A 19,664-nucleotide genomic window follows, 5' to 3' on the forward strand; every position below is an offset into this window, starting at 1 on the left:
GACATGTCGAAAAGACAGTATTTTGGAACCGACGGAATTCGCGGTAAAGTAGGCGAAAGCGTAATAAACCCAGAGTTTGTTACTAAGCTAGGTTGGGCCGCAGGGAAGGTGCTAGCCAATAGAGGCACTAACAAAGTGTTAATTGGTAAAGACACGCGTATAAGTGGTTATATGTTAGAGTCTTCATTAGAATCAGGCTTATCGGCTGCCGGTATTAACATTGGTCTACTAGGGCCCATGCCCACGCCTGCCATTGCATATTTAACAAAAACATTCCGCTCTGAAGCCGGTATTGTAATTTCAGCATCACATAATCCTTATTATGACAATGGTATTAAATTTTTCTCATCGACAGGGCACAAGTTAGATGACGAAATTGAATTAGCGATTGAACGCCAAATGCTTGAGCCGATGACCTGTGTTGAGTCTGATAAATTAGGCAAAGCAAGCAGGGTCAACGATGCTGCGGGGCGCTACATAGAATATTGTAAAGGCACATTCCCATCAGAATTGTCACTTTCTGGTATGAAAATAGTGGTGGATTGTGCCCATGGCGCTACATACCATATTGCACCTAACGTACTAAGCGAATTAGGCGCACAAGTTATTGAGGTAGGTACTAAGCCTGACGGCTTAAACATTAACCATAAAGTAGGTGCTACTTCATTACGAACGACCATTGAAACGGTTAAGGAGCACGGTGCTGATTTAGGTTTCGCCCTTGACGGTGATGGCGACAGAATCATGATGGTTGATGAGAACGGCGAGGTGATTGATGGTGACCAAATCATCTTTATTATTGCCCGTGATGCATTGCGTTCAGGTAAATTAAAAGGTGGTGTTGTTGGTACTAAGATGTCTAATCTTGGAATGGAGTTAGCGCTTAAGCAACTTGGAATACCGTTTGAACGAGCCGATGTAGGTGACCGCTATGTAATGGAACAGCTGTTGCAGAAAAATTGGTCTATAGGCGGTGAAAATTCAGGCCATGTACTTAATTTAGAATATGCGTCTACGGGTGATGGGATTGTTGCGGGTTTGCAAGTTATTGCTGCAATGCTTCGTGCTAATATGAGCTTAAGTGCAATTAACGCTGGATTTAAAAAGTTTCCTCAGCGCTTAATCAATGTTAAATTTTCTGCTGGTTCACAAAACCCGCTGCTTGATAAACAAGTAATTGAAGCTGTTGAAGAAGCTGAAAAAGCAATGGACGGAACGGGCCGTGTATTACTTAGAAAAAGTGGCACTGAACCGTTAATTCGGGTTATGGTTGAAGCGCAAAGCAAAGAAGATTCTGATAAATGGTCAGAGTTCATTGCGCAGCAGGTAAAAAATGTAAAGTAATTCTACTTTTTGTTGTTATCACGCTTGTATAATTGGGTGTGGTTAGTTAATATCAGCGCCGCTTTTCGCGGTGCGTTCTAAATTTTGTAAATGGAGTTAATGATGGCGAATGTACGCAAACCTATGGTTGCAGGCAATTGGAAAATGAATGGTTCTTTAGCTTTGTTAAAGTCATTCACTGACTCACTTGAGTCTAGTTCAACAATCGACACAGTGCTTTGCTTACCCGCTCCGTATTTAACTGCAGCGTCTAAAGGTGATTTTGCTTTAGGGGCTCAAGATTGTAGTCAATTTGAATCGGGTGCACATACTGGTGATATATCGGTGTCAATGCTTAAAGAATTAGGCGTTGAGTATATTATTATTGGTCACTCAGAACGTCGACAAGATCATGCCGAGAGCAATATTGTTGTAGCTGAAAAGGTTCAAACCGTTATTAATGCAGGTTTAATACCTATTTTATGTGTAGGCGAACCTTTAGAAGTACGAGAAGCTAACCAGCAAAATGAGTTTGTATTAGAACAACTACAAGCAGTGCAAACTATTTGCGGAAACGAATTTATAGACAACTGTGTAATAGCTTATGAACCGATTTGGGCAATAGGAACGGGCAAAACAGCCTCTCCTGAACAAGCGCAAGAAGTACATAAATTTATTAGAACAGAGTTATTAAAATGGAATTCAAACGCTGCCAACACTCAGTTATTGTATGGTGGCAGTGTAAACGCAAGCAATGCAGAAGCATTATTTGCAAATGAAGATATTGATGGTGGCCTAATTGGAGGCGCCAGTTTGAAATTAGAAGATTTTGCTGCCATTTGTAAAGCAGCAGGATAAGAGGATTTATATGTTATACGAGATTTTGTTAATCGCATATTTGATAGTAGCTATATTGTTGATAGGTTTTGTGCTTATTCAGCAAGGCAAGGGCGCAGATATGGGAGCATCTTTTGGTTCGGGCGGCTCAAACACCATTTTCGGTTCTGGTGGCTCAGCTAACTTTATGACTCGTACAACGGCAATTTTAGCTACTTTGTTTTTTGCGATTAGTCTTGTTATTGGTGGTATTACCGCCGGCACAAGCGATACAACTGATGAGTTTGAAACCATAACACCAGTAGTTGAAGATTCAGAAATTCCGAATGTTGAGGAAGCGCTAATTCCTGTAGAACAGGCCAGCGAAGAAGCACCGTCAAGTATCCCAACTGACGATTCATCTGACCAACCTCAGTAGTCATAGTATTTTGCGGAAGTGGTGGAATTGGTAGACACGCCAGCTTGAGGGGCTGGTGGCCTAACGGCCGTGCGGGTTCAAGTCCCGCTTTCCGCACCAATTAAAAAAAGCCCGTACTTAAATAAAGTACGGGCTTTTTTAGTCTTATTTTTTAATACTATCAATGAGGTTTTGTTCAGCGCAATGTTCGCGCAAGCGGTGTTTTAATTCTAGTATGTCTTTAGAATCTAGCGTGCTTACCCATTCTTGATAAAACTCTTGCGCTCGTTTGCTGCGAATTTGCTGAGTCACTAAAAGTAGAGCAATGCTCATAAGCATAAGCGCTACGCTTAGTAAGGCCCAGTGAGCCGCTAAGTCACTTAAAAAATATGCGGTACTAACTAATGCGCAAGTAGCGCTTGTACTGTAAAGTATCAAATACTCAGCAACGCAGCGTTTACTTTTAAAGTCATCTATTCTCATTAAAATCATAATTCATTCCCACCATCCCGGTGTGCAGCTAAACAAATACTTAAATTCCTGTTATGTAATTATCGACATTAAAATTGTGCAATAAAGCCCAATTGTCTATATAAAGTTATTGTTTTAAATACTTATTATTAAACAACTATTCTCTTAATTACCTTTAAATACCCCCCGGTTTTGCCACCTTTTAGATGGGGAAACATCAAAGCTAACGAGATTAAAACGCGAAGTGCGAAGGCTAATAAAAGGTTTTTTGTGCAAAAACTTACCCGTTTGGAGAAAAGAAAGACTAGGGAAAAGGCAAATTTCCCTCAAAAAATTAAAAAATTCACTGTGAAAATAAGATTAATCGGTTGGTATTGACGATAGGGCGATATATACTATGCCTCGCATTTAATAAGCGAATATATAAATAACTTAAAGGATAGAGTGTGACTCCTATTACTAAAACTTTTCAGTATGGTCAACATACTGTAACTCTAGAAACTGGCGTAATCGCCAGACAAGCAAATGCTGCTGTTATGGCAAGCATGGATGATACTACTGTACTGGTAACAGTAGTGGGTAAAAAAGAAGCAAAGCCTGATCAGTCTTTTTTCCCTCTTACCGTAAATTATCAAGAAAAAACCTACGCATCGGGTAAAATCCCAGGTGGTTTCTTTAAACGTGAAGGTCGTCCTTCTGAAAGCGAAACACTAATTGCTCGCTTGATTGACCGTCCAATTAGACCATTATTCCCTGAAGGCTTTAAAAACGAAGTTCAGGTGGTAATTACGGTTATTTCTGCAAATCCAGAAATTCCAACTGATATTATTTCTCTTATTGGTACATCAGCGGCATTATCTATTTCAGGTATCCCGTTTAATGGTCCAGTAGGTGCTGCACGCGTTGGTTATATCAACGACGAGTTTGTATTAAACACCCGTACATCAGAAAATGAAACTAGCAAACTAGACTTAGTTGTTGCCGGTACAGAAAGCGCTGTATTAATGGTTGAGTCTGAAGCTGAAGTGCTTTCTGAAGATGTAATGCTTAGCGCGGTAATGTATGGCCATGAGCAATCTCAAGCGGTTGTAACTGCTGTTCGTGAATTTGCTGCTGAAGTGGGTACTGAAACGTGGAACTGGGTTGCTCCAGAGCAGAACGTAGAATTAAAAGATAAAGTAAAAGCTTTAGCAGAAAGCGGCATGACAGAAGCTTACCAAGTTTCTGACAAAATGGAGCGTAAAGACGCTGTAGAAGCGCTTACAAGCAAAACAGTTGAAGAACTTACCTCAGCTGACGAAAGCTTAGATCCAAAAGAAGTATCAGAATTAGTTCATGAACTAGAAAGTGACGTTGTACGCTCACGCATTCTAGCGGGTGAAAAGCGTATTGATGGCCGCGATCCAGAAACGATTCGTGCCCTTCACGTAGCTACTGGCGTACTTCCACGTACACACGGTTCTGCTGTATTTACTCGTGGTGAAACCCAAGCATTGGTAGTTGCAACACTTGGTACTGAGCGTGATGCGCAAATGATTGACGGCCTTTCGGGTTTGACTAAAAACGCATTTATGTTGCATTACAACTTCCCTCCATACTGTGTTGGTGAAACTGGTATGATTGGTTCTCCTAAGCGTCGTGAGATTGGTCATGGTCGTCTTGCTAAACGTGGTATTCAAGCGGTAATGCCTAGCTTAGAAGAATTCCCGTATGTAGTGCGTGTTGTGTCTGAAATAACTGAATCAAACGGTTCTTCTTCAATGGCATCAGTATGTGGTACTTCACTAGCCCTTATGGATGCTGGCGTACCAATTAAAGCATCTGTAGCCGGTATTGCTATGGGTTTAGTTAAGTCTGATGACAACTTTGTTGTACTATCTGACATCCTTGGTGATGAAGATCACTTAGGTGACATGGACTTTAAAGTAGCGGGTACAACTGGCGGGATTACTGCTCTTCAAATGGATATTAAAATTGAAGGCATCACGCAGGAAATTATGCAAAAAGCGCTTAAGCAAGCTAAAGAAGCGCGTTTACACATTTTAGGTGTTATGGACCAAGCAATTGGCGGACACCGTGAAGAAATGTCTGAATATGCACCTCGCATCTATACTTTGAAAATTAATACTGACAAGATTCGCGATGTTATTGGTAAAGGCGGCGCAACTATTCGCTCTATTACTGAAGAATCAGATACTAACATCGAAATTGAAGATGACGGTACAATCAAAATTTTCGCAACAGAAAAAACTAAAGCTGATGCGGCTATAGCGCGTATAGAGCAAGTTACTGCTGAACTTGAAGTAGGTAAAACTTACCACGGTAAAGTAATGCGTATTGTTGACTTTGGTGCTTTCGTTGAAGTGCTTCCTGGTAAAGAAGGTTTGGTACACATTTCACAAATCGCTCATGAGCGTGTGAATAAAGTGACTGACCACCTTTCTGAAGGCCAGCAAGTTGACGTTAAAGTAATGGAAATTGACCGTCAAAACCGCGTTCGTTTAAGTATGAAAGAGCTGCTTGAAAAACCAGCTAGCGAAGACAACGCAGGTAATGAATAAACGTTAAATAACGTTTATTGAAAATACAAACCGCTAGCTTGTTTCAAACAGTTGGCGGTTTTTTTTTAGTGAATATAGTAAAGAATTTTAATCATGGAAAATAAACAAATAGAAGCAGAAGCGGCAACCTTGCAACGCTTACTTAGTCATTTAGATAATAACAAACAAGTACAAAACATCGATTTAATGATTTTGGCTGATTTTTGTCGTAATTGTTTATCAAAATGGTATTTGCAGGAAGCTAATGAACGTGGTCTTGATATAAGTGATGAACAAGCCCGTGAACATATTTACAAGATGCCTTACAGCGAATGGAAAGCAAATCATCAATTACCTGCAACACCAGAACAATTAGCCGCATTTGAGGCTAAGAAAAAGTAAAAGCTTATGCTTTGTTGCAGTAAATTTTGCTATATTGAACTTAATGCATCCTAAGAATACTAGGGAACCAGTAATATTGTGAGAAAACATTATTTAAAATTGGTAGTTTTGTTGTGTTTATCAACATTCTTTACCGGGTGTGTGAGTAGTCAAAAACCCGATCCATTTATGAGCGGCTTGCTTTTAGCTGAGGCTGAGCCTATTAGCCCGCGTATTCAAATTTCAATCGCTCAGTACAATGAGTGGCTGTATCGGGCGGAGTTAAGCTCAAAAGAGCGTTCTGAATTACTGTTTCAACGCGGTGTTGCTTATGATGCAATTGGTTTATCTAGCTTAGCGCGTCGCGATTACGCAGAATCAATTAAACTCAACCCGGCTTTTGCGGCGGCGCATAACTCAGTAGGGGTGCACTACATTCAAGCTGGCATGTTTATGTTAGCTTATGAATCATTTGACGCAAGTTTGGACATAAACCCTGAATACTCAAACGCCATTTTAAATCGAGGGATTGCTTTGTACTATGGGGGCCGTTCTGAGCTTGCAGTACAAGATACTCAGCAGTTCTTAAATGAAGATAAAAGTGACCCTATAAGAGCCATATGGCACTACATTACAAAGCGCAGCAATAATGCAGAACTTGCCATTGTTGAGCTTGCTGATAACCGCGAATTCATTGACTCAAATGACTGGACGAGCAGTATTATAGATTTTTATTTAGGCGAGGTGCCTGAGAGTAGAGTTATTGCTAGTTTGCTGGCCGATGTGAAAAGCCAAACACAATTGAATCATAGACTATGTGAAGCTTATTTCTATTTAGGGAAGTTTTATGCGTGGCAAGGACACAGAGGCAAAGCTGAAAATTACTTTAAATTATCGTTAAGTACCAATGTGTATGAATATATTGAGCACAAGTATTCACGCATTGAATTAGCTAACTTGCGCCAAGTCCAGCCTGTTGATGCACCCAAATAGACTATGTTGATTGCACGTAAGTTACTCGTTCTGCTGCTACTGTTCTTTATGACGAGTACTGGGCTTTCTGGTAGCTCTACCTATAGCTCAGTTGTACTTACCCATTATTTTGAGCAGCCTAAGAATACACAAAAGCTAAATCTAATTTGGCCAGCGGCTTCTCACCAATATTTGTCATCAGGCTCATCTTCACTACTCTCCACAATGGTCAGAAAGGCAATAGAGCAGTCTAATGAGTATTGGCTTACCCAAGCCGCCTTAATGAATCATCTTGAAGCTCAACTCGAACTGGCTAGGCGCACTTCTAAAGAAACCATTAAAAAATTTTGGTGGTTGCAAGCGGCGCAAAGTGGACATAGTGCAAGTTATTTTGAATTGGCGCTTGTAGAAAACGACTTTGACTTACGGATTAGCTATTTAGAGCGCGCTGCATTAGCTGAGTACCAGCCTGCTGTTATTGCCTTGTCACAATATTGGTACGATACAGGGCATAAGGAAAAAGCCATAAAATGGCTAGTTAAAGCGGCTAAGTATGATCCCCTTAGTGAATATTATTTAGGCCGCTTATTATGGAAGCAGGGGAAGCATGAACAAGCTAACATTCATTTTAAGTCAGCAGGAAAAAGCATTGATGAAGCAAAGGATTTAGCAATATTAAATGAGCTTCATTCTCCTGTAAGCGTTCAGGATTGGCTAAATAAAGATAAACAGTTACAGCCTAAATGTGCCCAGCAATTACAATTTGTGGCAAATAATTTAGACAGTGCCGTCCAGGCTAAAAAGTTTATGCGAAAATTTCAAAAAGATGCACGCTTCGAGCAATTGCCTATTTGTATCAACAATCTTGTTTGGCTGAACGAAGGGGCGTTATCTTGCCAACTTGAGGGGCACCGCCAACGTTGTGATTTAAGCGAGATAGCCGCTTCTATAGGGAAGCAGAACTTTACACATTTGGTCTTTTTTCTGCCTAATGGGACGGCTTACGTTCAACATGGCCTTATGTATCTAGACCAAGCAGATACCTATTCTGTATTTGTGCACGAACTGGCGCATTTTGCAGGATTTATTGATGAGTATGCTATTTCAAGTGATTTAGCTGAGCAATATTGCTCAAATTTTTCAGCTCCTAACTTCTATGTTGGCGATTCTTTATATAGCTCTAGTCGTTTCAATACATGGCAACAACACTATCAGAAAGTAGCTGACGTGAATTATGAAATAAGCATTAATAATGAATTGCCGGTAAATGCAGAGCTTGCTATTTCACCCTCTAGAACTTGCAACAAGCTAGGTATCCAAAGCGTAAAGCCATCAATAGATATTACGTTTATGGAGCATCATGATACTAATCATATTCCCCCACTATATTTACAGCTATGGAAATCTCAATTAAGTAATGCTCACGGTTTTATTGCTGTTGCAGAAGCGCTTAATTAAACTTCACTTGAGCAGCAAATAAATCAAGGCTGGCGAATATCGGCAAGGCCTTTTAATTTAGCGCTGCCTTTCTTTGATGTGTTTGTAATTATCTACATATAGAGCTGTGGCACCACAAATAGCAACAGGCATTACAATAAAATTAACAATTGGAATAAACGAAAAAATGTTTACCATTATGCCAAAACTAAAAGCGCGTGATTTATCATCCCGCAAAGTATCGCGGGTTATATGAAAGCTACCTTTGTGGTTATCAAATGGGTAGTCTACATACTGTATTGCCATCATCCACGCGGTGAATAAAAACCAAATTACTTGCCCAATAACAGGCAGTATAAAGAATAAGAGCAAAAATCCTATCGCTCTGGGAATGAAGTAAACTAGCTTTGATACCTCTCGCCCCATGGTTCTGGGTATGTCCTTAACAACATCCATTAAACCTTCATCACCCATTTGTTCATTACTTAAATAACGCTCAACCTTCTCGCTCAATAAACCATTAAACGGCGCGGCAATCCAGTTGGCTAGTGTGCCAAATATAAGCGCGAAAATGAGTAAAACCGTAATGATTGCGATGGGCCACAGTATGTATATAAGGCTTGTTTTTAGCCAACCTAGCCAGTCAGGAATAATGTTAATAATATAATCAACAGAACTTTGAATGTAGTCGAGGAGAAAATAAAATGCCGAACAAAAAAGAATAAGATTAATAAACAAAGGAATTAACACAAACCGTTTAAGGCCTTTAGTTTTGATTAAATCAAAGCCTTGAAAAAAATAGCTAGCACCGCCTCTGTTTGTTTGCGGTGAGTACTTTGTTTCGTAATGCACATTATCTCCATATTCTTGATTTTACTAATGGGTATCATTAGTGAAAATTAAACCGTGTAACAGCATAAGGCTGTAATAATTGATGCAAATTATAAAGGTAGTCAAACACGAGAGCTAGTCACAAATCGTCACAAAGTGTGTCAATGAACAAATTTACCGCGCTATAAGGCCAATATTGGTGTTTGAACACGCTATGATCTACACTATATAAATACCTATTTGAATTGTGCGAAGTTTACTTTATAAAGTGGTAAACGCTTAAAATAACTGAATAATCGAACCATAATAATAATTACATGCGACTCAAAAAGATCCGTCTAGCAGGGTTTAAATCCTTTGTTGATCCAACCAATATTCCTTTTCCAGGGGATATGACTGCGGTTGTGGGTCCAAATGGCTGTGGGAAATCAAATGTAATTGACGCGGTCAGATGGGTACTAGGTGAATCTTCAGCTAAAAATCTGCGCGGTGATTCTATGACTGACGTCATTTTTAATGGCTCCAGTGCGCGCAAACCTGTTTCGCAATGCTCTGTTGAATTAGTGTTTGATAATAGCTCGGGTCGTATTCAAGGTGAATTTGCAGCTTTCAACGAAATTTCAGTCAAGCGCCTTGTAACGAAAGATGCGGTATCGAGTTATTTTCTAAATAGCGCCAAATGCAGGCGTCGAGATATTACTGACTTGTTTTTAGGAACAGGCTTAGGCCCAAGAAGTTATGCCATTATTGAACAAGGCATGATCTCAAAATTAATTGAATCTAAACCTCAAGATTTACGTGTATTTATAGAAGAAGCCGCTGGAATTTCCAAATACAAAGAGCGCCGCAAAGAAACGCAAACACGCATTGCTCACACAAAGGAAAACCTTGATAGGCTAGAAGATGTTCGTCAAGAACTCGGTGATCAAATTGCCAAGTTAAAGCGCCAAGCGATTGCGGCAACTCGCTACAAAGAACTCAAGCAAGAGGAACGCACACTCAAAGCCGAACTAGCAACCATTAAATGGTTAGCACAAAGCAAGCAGCAAGCTAATTTACAGCAGCAAATTGACGAAAAAAACATTGAATTAGATAGCCTAAGCAGCAGCCAACAAGGTGATGAATCGGGCTTGCATGCCTTAAAGAATGATCAACTAATGGTAAAACAGCAAATTGATGATATTCAGCAAACAGTATTTAATACAGGTACGGAAATAACCAAGCTTGAACAGTCACAATTATTTGCACAAAAACGTTTAACACAAATTCAATCAGAAGTTGCTCAGCTGAAACAGGCTGAGAGCGCTTTAACTATAAATGTAGAACAGTTAAACCGAGAGTTAGAACAAACTAAAGTGAAATTGTTAGATGCAGAGCCGCAAAAAGAACTACTTGAAGAGCAAGTGTTTGAACTTGAAAATATAAAGCATGAAGTTGATGAAAAGTTGCAGGCTTTCTTGCGAGAGAGCAAATCAGATGACGATATTTACCATAGTAAAAAACAGGTATTGCAGCAAAAGCACGGCCAAATTCAACAAAGTCTAGCTATTCAACAACGCCTAAACACACGTATTGTAGAGTTAAACCAAGAGCTTAGTGAGCAAAATATTGCTGATATAGAGCTTAGCCTCGCGCAAACCGAAAGTAGTTTAGAAGACGCAATGTTGCAAGCTGAGTTAGCACAAACGAATTGGCAACAATTATCAGATGATCAAGCTCGTCATAGAAGTCAATTATCTGAACAAAGAAAGCTTGTGTCATCACAAGAAGCTCAAGTATTAGGCATTACTACTAAGAAACAAACGTTAGAAGATATGCAGGTTCTACCGGCGGGTATTAATGGTGTTCTAGAAAATTTGCAATTAGACAGCGCCAAAGCTTGTTGGGAGTACTTCTCAGTTAAGCCAGGTTACGAAAAAGCATTGGATGCTGCCTTTCAAGAAATTCAAGAAGGTTCAGTGTTAAACACCAGTTTAACCGTTAACTTGCTAACAAAACTTCCTCACAATTCGCCGCCTATATTGTTTGATGAAAATTTTATTCGTAAAAAAACTGAGGGGAGTTTAGCGTCGGTTATATTAAATGACGCGGTGCCAGAATTTACAAACCATATTTTTGTGTGCGACACAGTAGTTGATGCTTTAGATAAAATAAATGAAGGTGGCAATGTTCAAAAGGTGGTGACCAAAGATGGCACTATACTCACGCCTTCGAGTATTATTTTTGCCAAACAAAGTGATACTAAGGTGCTGCGTAAAGCACAAATAGATCAGCTTTCGCAAACATTGCAGCAATTAACACCTGAACTTGAAGAGGCAAACCTGAAGTTAGCAGCCTTAGTTGAGCAAGAAGCAAGTTTGGCAAGTGCACAAATAGCGCAAAGCAATATTTTGCAAGAAGCGAAGGTGCAGGTACAAAAATATGAACTGGAACACAAAAACTTAGTGTTTCAGCAGAGCCAGTTTGCAAAACGCAACGATAGGCTTTTACAAGATATTAGCAAGCAAGAAATTGAACTAGAGCAAGAAGCGATGTTATTAGAAACCGTCACTGAACAAGTTGAAGAGTTAAGTGAAGAGCTAGCGCTTTTAGAAGATAATCGCTCACAAAACCAACACGAAAGCGATAATTTGCAGCAACAGCAGCAAAATACTCAAATTCAGTTCAATCAGCTGCAAGCTAAACTACATCAACACGCACTGTTGTATCAGCAACTACAAAATAGCATTACCGTATTGCAAGAACAAACCGCAAGTAAGCAAACTAGCTTAATCGCAAACCAAGAAAAACTAGCAATGCTGCAAGAAGAAGCTGAAGATTTGAATATGCCAAGTCACGAGCAAGAACAAAAGCTGCAAAGCCTATTGCTTGAACAAGAGCAACACCGAGCAAAATTAGAAACGGCGAGAGTGAGCTTGGAAAAAATAGAAAGCGATATTGCGGATTTAGAAAAAGGGCAACACGGTATAGTTGCAAAAATGGATAAGATAAAAGCAGAAATTGCGAGCTTGCGTATTCAAAGTGAAACCACAAAGGTGCGAGCCCAATCGCATATTGAGCAACTAGCTGAATTATCGCAGTCAGTGAAAGACATTATTGCTACTCTAGATGAACAGGCTGAAGAAAAACTTTGGCAAAGTAAACTTGATAAAGTAGTGCAAAGTTTATCTAGATTAGGCGCCGTGAACTTAGCAGCGGTTGAAGAATATGAGCAACAATTTGAACGCAAAAAGCATTTAGATGATCAAAATGATGACCTTACTCAAGCCCTTGATACCCTTGAAACTGCCATGCGAAAGATTGATAAGGAAACGCGTACTCGTTTTAAATATACGTTTGACCAAGTAAATGGGGATTTAAAAATGTTATTTCCCAAAGTGTTTGGCGGAGGCTCGGCTTACCTTGATTTAACCGGCGATGACCTGTTAGAAACAGGGGTTACAATAATGGCAAGGCCACCTGGGAAGAAAAATAGTACAATTCATCTATTATCTGGTGGAGAAAAAGCGCTAACCGCATTATCATTGGTGTTTGCTATATTTAGATTAAATCCAGCACCGTTTTGTTTGCTTGATGAAGTAGATGCACCGTTAGACGATGCTAATGTGGGAAGATTTTGTCGATTGGTTTCAGAAATGTCTAAATCAGTTCAATTTATTTACATCACCCACAATAAGATTGCAATGGAGATGGCGACCCATTTAACCGGTGTGACAATGGCTGAACCGGGTGTATCGCGCATGGTTGCGGTAGATATGGAACAGGCTTTGGCAATTGCAGAATAATATAAAAATAAAGGGCAATAATGCAGGAAGATATTAGATTCACATTATTTATAATTGGTATTGCCGTGATAGGCGGCGTGCTGTTACATGGAATTTGGACTATTCGCAAAAATAGCAAAAAGTCGACGCGTGCCAGTTTTGAATCAAAAAACTGGGAACCAGGATTTGAGCATGAAGATGACCTAGATGCCGACGTGCCTTTATATGATGACGTAGGCGTAGGCAAAGCTCGAGTTGTTTTCAATCCTAAGAGCGAACAAAAAGAAAGTGATATGCCTTTTGTTGAGCCAATAGAGCAATCCGAAACTAGCGAATCGTTAAATAAAGTAGACACTGAATTAAGCGATGAAAATGCGTTTAAACAAAATGTTGGTGCAGGGCAAATAGGCGAGGGTGAAGATTTTGCGCCAGTTGCAGGGGAATATACCTCGAATGACGCCGAACATGAAAAGCAAGAACCAGCAAAGCCCATTGCACAAGCAAGTGAGTTTGAGCCAAGCGATCAGAGTGACAAAGTTGACGGCGTTAATGATTCTACTGTGCTAAACGAAAATGTGTCTGACACAGAGTCATCGCAACAAGATAGTGCTCAAACAGAAGTGAAATCGGAAGTTAAAGTAGCTCCCATGTACTCAAACGTGGTAACGCAGCCTAAACCTGAATTCCACAAACCTAGTATTGCTAAAGATATACTCAGTGAAGATATTGGACAGCCGCCAGAGTTTTTATTAAAAAAACAAAGTGACGAGTCGGCTTTAGAGCCTACCCCTGCTGATATTGACCAAGAAGAAAGTGATAAACCCATAGAGCCTGCGCAAAGCGAACAAACAAAACCCGCTCAAACAGCGCCAACGGTTGAGCCTATTTACGAAACACCGCTATATTCAGGGGATGAAAAAGCCCCTGAGTTTAGCTTAAATATTCAAGAAGGGCCGCAAGCGCCTGTAAAAGACCCTAATAAGCCTGGCGTTGAAAAAGAGTTAAGTTTTGCTGAACAAGCTAAACGCTTTGTGCGACGAAATAAAAAGTCAGTTTCTGATAAACTGCGCAAAGAGCCCGTTATTAAAGATAGCGAAGAAGATCAGATGCGTATTGATTTTGATCGAAAAGAGAGCAAGCCTATTGTTCGTGAAGAACAGCTAGATTTAATTGGACATGATGACCATCATCACATTGAAGACAAACCCAAAGAGCCGATTGTGGAAAAAGAAGCTTACACGGGTGATCCAGTTGTATTAGTACTTAACGTAAAAGCCGATAAGAACAGCCCTATAGAAGGTGCCGCCTTATTGCCAATGTTATTAACATTAGGGTTTAAATTTGGCGAACACGAAATTTTTCATCGCCATGTAAATACTAACGGCAAGGGCCCAATCTTATTTAGCTTGGCAAATATGCTTAAACCTGGCAATTTTGACATTGATAACATCGAAAACTTCTCAACCTTGGGCTTATCGTTGTTTATGATGTTGCCTATTGATGGTGATGCTCAGCAAGTATTCAATATGATGCATAATGCCGCTAGAAAGTTATCAGAAGAGTTCGACTGTAGAATACTTGATGGTAACAAAGTCGTTTTAAGCAAACAAAGCGTACAACAATATGTAGAACGAATTCGCGAATTTGAGCGTAAAAGATTAAGCCGCTAGCTTATATTTTTCATTGAGTTGACACTAACCTAAGAGGCAAGCGTTCAATTATGAGCCCTTGCTTTTTTTAACAATTATATTTTAAGTAAATAGTTTTTATGTCTGAAAATAGTTCAAACCAGTCAGCTGAAGCTGATATTCATCGCCTTAAGCAATCTATAGAAGATTTTAATTATCAGTATTACGTATTAGACGACCCAAGTGTGCCTGATATTGAATACGATCGCCTAATGCGAGAATTGATACAACTTGAGACAAAACATCCTGAGCTAAAAACAGCAGATTCGCCTAGCCAAAAAGTGGGTGGAAAAGCATTATCAAAGTTTGAGCAAATTGAACATGAAATGCCTATGTTGTCGTTAGATAATGGTTTTGAAGACGATGATTTGTTTAACTTCGAAACCCGCGTTCAAGACCGCTTAAATTCTAAGGACACTATTGAGTTTGCTTGTGAACCAAAATTAGATGGTTTGGCCGTTTCTATATTGTATGAAAACGGCGTGTTGATTCAGGCGGCTACTCGGGGAGATGGCCAAGTTGGTGAAAACATAACTGAGAACGTAAAGACGATAGCGAATGTACCGCTTAAGCTTCGTTCTCAAAATATTCCTTCAAGAATTGAAGTTCGCGGTGAAGTGTTTATGCCAAAGCAGGGCTTTGACGAACTTAATCTTAGCCAAAAGGAGAAGGGAGAGAAACCTTTTGCTAATCCGAGAAATGCAGCTGCTGGCAGTTTACGACAGCTTGATTCTAAAGTGACAGCGGCAAGGCCTCTGCGAATGTATGCATACTCTTTAGGCGTGCTAGAAGGCGGTGAAATTAGTGATACTAGTAGCCATAGTGAACGGTTGGCCTACCTTGGTAAGTTGGGTTTGCCTTTGTGCAAAGAAACTAGCGTTGCTAAAGGCGCACAGGCTTGTTTAGATTACTTTAGAAAAATAGGTGAATTAAGAAATGACCTAAGCTACGACATAGATGGCGTAGTATTCAAAGTAAATGACATTGCGTTACAGCAACGCTTGGGTTTTGTATCTAAAGCTCCTAGGTGGGCGATGGCGCAAAAATTTCCTGCTCAAGAAGAGTTAACCGTGCTTAATGATGTTGAGTTTCAAGTGGGTAGAACCGGCGCAATTACGCCTGTAGCACGATTAGAACCGGTGTTTGTAGGCGGGGTTACCGTATCTAATGCCACCTTGCATAACCAAGATGAAATAGCTCGTTTAGGGATAAAAATTGGCGACACGGTTGTTATTAGAAGGGCAGGTGACGTGATTCCACAAATTGTGTCTGTAATATTGGATAAACGCCCTGAAACAGCCAAAGATATAGAGTTTCCGAGTCATTGCCCTGAGTGTAACTCTCATGTTGAACGAATTGAAAATGAAGCCGTAATTCGTTGTACCGGCGGACTTGTATGCTCAGCTCAGCGCAAACAGGCTATTAAGCATTTTGCGTCGCGTAAAGCTTTCGATATCGAAGGTTTAGGTGACAAAATTGTTGACCAATTAGTTGATGCAGAACTGATAAAAGATCCCTCTGATATTTTTAAATTAACACTCAGCCCCTTAGTGAGCTTAGAACGCTTCGGGGATAAATCTGCGGTTAATCTACTGCGCTCAATTGATGCTGCTAAAAGTACGAGCTTAGCTAAATTTTTATATTCATTAGGCATACGCGAAGTAGGTGAATCTACGGCGCGTAACTTAGCCTTGCATTTTTTAAGCTTAGAAAAAATTATAGCCGCTAACGAAGAAGCATTGAAAGATGTACAGGATGTAGGGGCTATTGTTGCCACGCATATTTATGAATTTTTTAATGAACCAGCCAACGTAGTTATTATTGAAAAGCTACTTAGCGCAGGTGTTAACTGGCCTGACATAACACCGCCTAGTGCAGATGCTCAGCCAATGCTAGGTAAAACGGTTGTGTTAACCGGCACACTACAACAAATGGGGCGTGCTGAAGCAAAAGCAAAACTACAAGACTTAGGCGCTAAAGTTTCAGGCAGTATTTCAGCTAAAACTGATTTATTAGTGGCGGGTGAGAAAGCGGGCTCTAAGCTAACGAAAGCCAGTGAATTAGGGATTGAAACCTGGGATGAACAAGCTTTTGTTGATTACTTAGCCAGCTTATAGCTAGGCTAAGTAACAATCATTAATCTTTATTTACACGTTTTGCGTGCGCTCTTTTTCTCCAAGCTCTGGCCACAGAGCTTTTCCACACCCAATCTAGTCCAAAATATCCTATAGCGGCAAACACCACCGAGCATATTGCACAACCCACTACAAATGCAGGGCCTATAGTAGTAATAGATTCACTTAGCCATGTCCAACTTAACTGAAATTTAAAGTCAGTCATTTCAGTCCCAAGTACAGTACTTCCCAACAAATAAGCCGAGTAATATATAGGAGGCATAGTGAGCGGGTTAGTGATCCACACAGCGGCTACTGATAAAGGTAAATTCACTCTAAATGGGATTGCGAGGGCTGCGGCAAATACCATTTGAAATGGTACTGGCCAAAACGCAAAAAATAAACCAATCGCAAACGCTCCTTTCGCTGAGCGTCTATTTAAATGCCATAAATTTGGGTCATGCAATAAAGAGCCAAACATTTTTAAAGACTTGTTTGTTTTAACTTTATTGTGATCAGGTAAATAACGTCGGATAAACTTTTTCGGCATAATGAGTACGGCTTTTATGGGTTCCTAAAGATGACGGTTAGTGAAAAATTAATGCTGGGATTTACTAGTATATTCCTGAGCAGTGCATTATGGCCTAATTTGCCGAAAATTTCACTGCTTGCGTTAATCATATTGATATTATTTCTTCTACTTAGGTATAGGTCCTTATTTTTGGTCTGCGGGGGTATCTTAGGACTGGTTTGGGCAACATTGGCCGCAAACTACTATCTTCACTGGCAATTGCCTTCCAAATACTACCAACAAAACGTAATTGTAGAAGGATTTGTTGACAGTATTGTGTCAAAACAAAGCGGTGATACAGAATCAAGTTACTTTAATTTTAAAGCGTCCAAAGTCGGTAAGCGTGAATTAATCTTTACGCCACGTATTAGGGTGTCGTGGTTTAAACCATTAAAAGAGCTTAAACAAGGGCAGCAGTGGCGCTTATTTGTAAAACTGAAACGCCCAGTAGGGCTGGCAAATAAAGCTGGATTTAATTATCAAAAGTGGTTGGTTAGCCAAAATATTGTGGCAACGGCCTACGTGAAAGCGAGTCCCTCAAACACCTTAATCAATAATAGTGTTTCTTATCGCCAAGCCAATATAGATAACTTGCTCAACTATAATTTACCCATGCAGAAGTGGGTGTTGGCCCTTATGTATGGTGAGCGTAGTTTATTAGAGCCACAAGATTGGCAGTTATTGCAAAATACCGGAACTGCGCATCTTTTTGCCATATCGGGAATGCACTTAGGTATTGTTTTTAGTGTTATGTTGCTGGTCAATAAAGGGTTATTCCTAGCTCGTGCAACGATGCTATCTCACTGCGGCATACAAATAAACCGCAAACCATTACATTTCATTTTATCGTTAGGTGTTTGTATTATTTATGCATATTTCGCTGGCTTTCAAATACCTGTTTTGCGAGCATTAATTGGCTTGGCCGTAATTGCTTTACTCATCCTTATGGGGCTGTTTTGGCGCTGGCAAGCAAGTATACTAAGTTTGTTAAGCATATTTATACTGCTTTTCCCTTTTGCCCCATTGGGTATGAGTTTTTGGTTTAGTTTTATTGCAGTATGCCTCATTTGGTTTTTTATGTGGCGTTGGCCATTGAATAATCGCTCAAACAAGGTATCAACAGTGTGGCGTGTATTTGCATATGGTTTCGCACTACAAGTGTTTTTATCCATTAGCACTATTCCCATGACCGCACTGGCATTTGACTCCATCCCATATATATCCTTATTCGCGAATATATTTGCCATCCCCATTGTAAGCCTGATTTTAGTTCCATTGTGCCTTTTATGCGCAGCGCTTATTGCTTTTGGTTTCCAAGTTCACGGCATTTTATTGCTTATTGATGGCATATTTGAATTTACCGTTGATGTTCTTAGTCAGTTTCAGCGCTACGAAGCGCTTGATACAGCGTCTTATGCCATAAACAGTGTAATAATTATGTTAGGTGCTTTATTAGCGCTTTTAGTGCTACTACCTAACACAAAAGCGCGAGTGCCGTTAATTGCTTCGTCGATACTCACGCTTTTCACCTTTGTAATATTGAATAATGAAAAGCCGAAACAGGGCCAATGGCAATTGAGCGTATTTGATGTGGGGCAGGGAAGTGCCATGGTGATCCAAAGCAATAACGCCTATTTAGTCTACGATACTGGCCCGTCTTTCAAAGGTTCGTTTAGCATGGCAGAGGCGGTGCTAATGCCATACTTCAAAAGTAAGGGTTACCCGCCTATTGATAAATTAGTGTTGAGCCATCTTGATAATGACCATGCGGGAGGTAGGCAAATTTTACTGAATAATTTATCAATTAAAGACGTAATAAGCCCTTTGGATGTCTGCAATGCAGGAAATAACTTTATTTGGCAAGGCTTGAGCTTTACTATTTTGTGGCCACTTAAATCAGTATCAGGTGAAGAGAACTCACACAGTTGTGTGATTAAAATTGATGATGGCCACCATTCAGTATTATTAAGTGGTGATATTGAAAAGCCAACTGAGCAAGCTATGCTGGCGAAATATACAAAAAATGAGTTAAATGCGTCAGTTTTATTGGCCCCGCATCATGGCAGTATAAGCTCATCTACTGCGCCTTTTGTGGCGGCGGTTGAGCCTGAATATGTGGTGTTTACATCTGGCTTCGCAAACCGCTGGGGCTTCCCGCATTCCTTGGTACTGAAGCGATACACCAATGTAGGTGCTTATAAGGCAACCACAGGCACTGATGGCCAAATCACTTTTAATTTTTCACCCAAAGGCATAAACATGAGCCGATATCGGACAGATGAATTCAAGCGCTGGTATTTCAAGGCCCCAAGTGAAGCCAGTAATAAGATGTGAAATT

General features: G+C 40.1%; 14 protein-coding genes and 1 tRNA gene. 12 read left to right on the forward strand and 3 right to left on the reverse strand.

The window, feature by feature from the left end:
* Nucleotides 1-3 precede the first annotated feature (3 nt).
* The 4 genes from glmM to ACOI22_RS01285 all read left to right on the forward strand — a co-directional run bounded on the left by glmM (nucleotide 4) and on the right by ACOI22_RS01285 (nucleotide 2,677).
* Nucleotides 4-1,344, forward strand: coding sequence for a phosphoglucosamine mutase (glmM, locus tag ACOI22_RS01270; protein WP_420669401.1), 1,341 nt, complete (start codon nucleotides 4-6; stop codon nucleotides 1,342-1,344).
* Nucleotides 1,345-1,443: 99 nt separating this feature from the next.
* Entirely contained in the window at nucleotides 1,444-2,181 is a 738-nt protein-coding gene (tpiA, locus tag ACOI22_RS01275) for a triose-phosphate isomerase (RefSeq protein ID WP_420669403.1), read from the forward strand.
* Nucleotides 2,182-2,191: 10 nt separating this feature from the next.
* Nucleotides 2,192-2,578: a preprotein translocase subunit SecG gene (secG, locus tag ACOI22_RS01280; RefSeq protein WP_420669405.1), complete on the forward strand. Its 387-nt coding sequence runs from the start codon at nucleotides 2,192-2,194 to the stop codon at nucleotides 2,576-2,578.
* A gap of 12 nt (nucleotides 2,579-2,590) precedes the next feature.
* Nucleotides 2,591-2,677, forward strand: a tRNA-Leu gene (locus tag ACOI22_RS01285).
* Nucleotides 2,678-2,722: 45 nt separating this feature from the next.
* On the opposite strand, the gene ACOI22_RS01290 is transcribed toward ACOI22_RS01285, so the two are convergent.
* Complete coding sequence (locus tag ACOI22_RS01290; protein WP_420669407.1) at nucleotides 2,723-3,049, reverse strand: hypothetical protein; 327 nt, start codon at nucleotides 3,047-3,049, stop codon at nucleotides 2,723-2,725.
* A 425-nt stretch (nucleotides 3,050-3,474) separates the two neighbouring features.
* Here ACOI22_RS01290 and pnp point away from each other — a divergent pair, with 425 nt between their 5' ends.
* The 4 genes from pnp to ACOI22_RS01310 all read left to right on the forward strand — a co-directional run bounded on the left by pnp (nucleotide 3,475) and on the right by ACOI22_RS01310 (nucleotide 8,379).
* Nucleotides 3,475-5,589: a polyribonucleotide nucleotidyltransferase gene (gene pnp, locus ACOI22_RS01295; protein ID WP_420669409.1), complete on the forward strand. Its 2,115-nt coding sequence runs from the start codon at nucleotides 3,475-3,477 to the stop codon at nucleotides 5,587-5,589.
* A 93-nt stretch (nucleotides 5,590-5,682) separates the two neighbouring features.
* A complete protein-coding gene (locus ACOI22_RS01300; RefSeq protein ID WP_420669411.1) occupies nucleotides 5,683-5,970 on the forward strand; it encodes a DUF1244 domain-containing protein in 288 nt (95 codons plus the stop codon).
* Nucleotides 5,971-6,048: 78 nt separating this feature from the next.
* Nucleotides 6,049-6,942: a lipoprotein NlpI gene (nlpI, locus tag ACOI22_RS01305; RefSeq protein WP_420669413.1), complete on the forward strand. Its 894-nt coding sequence runs from the start codon at nucleotides 6,049-6,051 to the stop codon at nucleotides 6,940-6,942.
* A gap of 3 nt (nucleotides 6,943-6,945) precedes the next feature.
* A complete protein-coding gene (locus tag ACOI22_RS01310) occupies nucleotides 6,946-8,379 on the forward strand; it encodes a tetratricopeptide repeat protein (protein WP_420669415.1) in 1,434 nt (477 codons plus the stop codon).
* 57 nt (nucleotides 8,380-8,436) lie between these two features.
* Here the strand turns inward: ACOI22_RS01310 and cysZ are convergent, their stop codons facing one another.
* On the reverse strand, nucleotides 8,437-9,210 hold the full coding sequence (cysZ, locus tag ACOI22_RS01315; protein WP_420669417.1) for a sulfate transporter CysZ: 774 nt from the start codon (nucleotides 9,208-9,210) through the stop codon (nucleotides 8,437-8,439).
* Nucleotides 9,211-9,506: 296 nt separating this feature from the next.
* Here cysZ and smc point away from each other — a divergent pair, with 296 nt between their 5' ends.
* From smc to ligA, 3 genes are all read left to right on the forward strand, one after another.
* Entirely contained in the window at nucleotides 9,507-12,974 is a 3,468-nt protein-coding gene (gene smc, locus ACOI22_RS01320; RefSeq protein WP_420669419.1) for a chromosome segregation protein SMC, read from the forward strand.
* A 20-nt stretch (nucleotides 12,975-12,994) separates the two neighbouring features.
* Complete coding sequence (gene zipA, locus ACOI22_RS01325; RefSeq protein ID WP_420669421.1) at nucleotides 12,995-14,623, forward strand: cell division protein ZipA; 1,629 nt, start codon at nucleotides 12,995-12,997, stop codon at nucleotides 14,621-14,623.
* 98 nt (nucleotides 14,624-14,721) lie between these two features.
* A complete protein-coding gene (gene ligA / locus ACOI22_RS01330) occupies nucleotides 14,722-16,758 on the forward strand; it encodes an NAD-dependent DNA ligase LigA (RefSeq protein WP_420669423.1) in 2,037 nt (678 codons plus the stop codon).
* 19 nt (nucleotides 16,759-16,777) lie between these two features.
* Here the strand turns inward: ligA and ACOI22_RS01335 are convergent, their stop codons facing one another.
* Nucleotides 16,778-17,305, reverse strand: a complete 528-nt coding sequence (locus tag ACOI22_RS01335) for a DUF2062 domain-containing protein (protein WP_420669425.1) — start codon at nucleotides 17,303-17,305, stop codon at nucleotides 16,778-16,780.
* A 51-nt stretch (nucleotides 17,306-17,356) separates the two neighbouring features.
* Between ACOI22_RS01335 and ACOI22_RS01340 the strand changes: the two genes are divergently transcribed.
* Nucleotides 17,357-19,660, forward strand: coding sequence for a DNA internalization-related competence protein ComEC/Rec2 (locus tag ACOI22_RS01340; RefSeq protein ID WP_420672290.1), 2,304 nt, complete (start codon nucleotides 17,357-17,359; stop codon nucleotides 19,658-19,660).
* Nucleotides 19,661-19,664: the final 4 nt, after the last annotated feature.

The sequence above is a fragment of the Glaciecola sp. 2405UD65-10 genome (genome assembly GCF_048820975.1).
GTDB lineage: Bacteria > Pseudomonadota > Gammaproteobacteria > Enterobacterales > Alteromonadaceae > Glaciecola.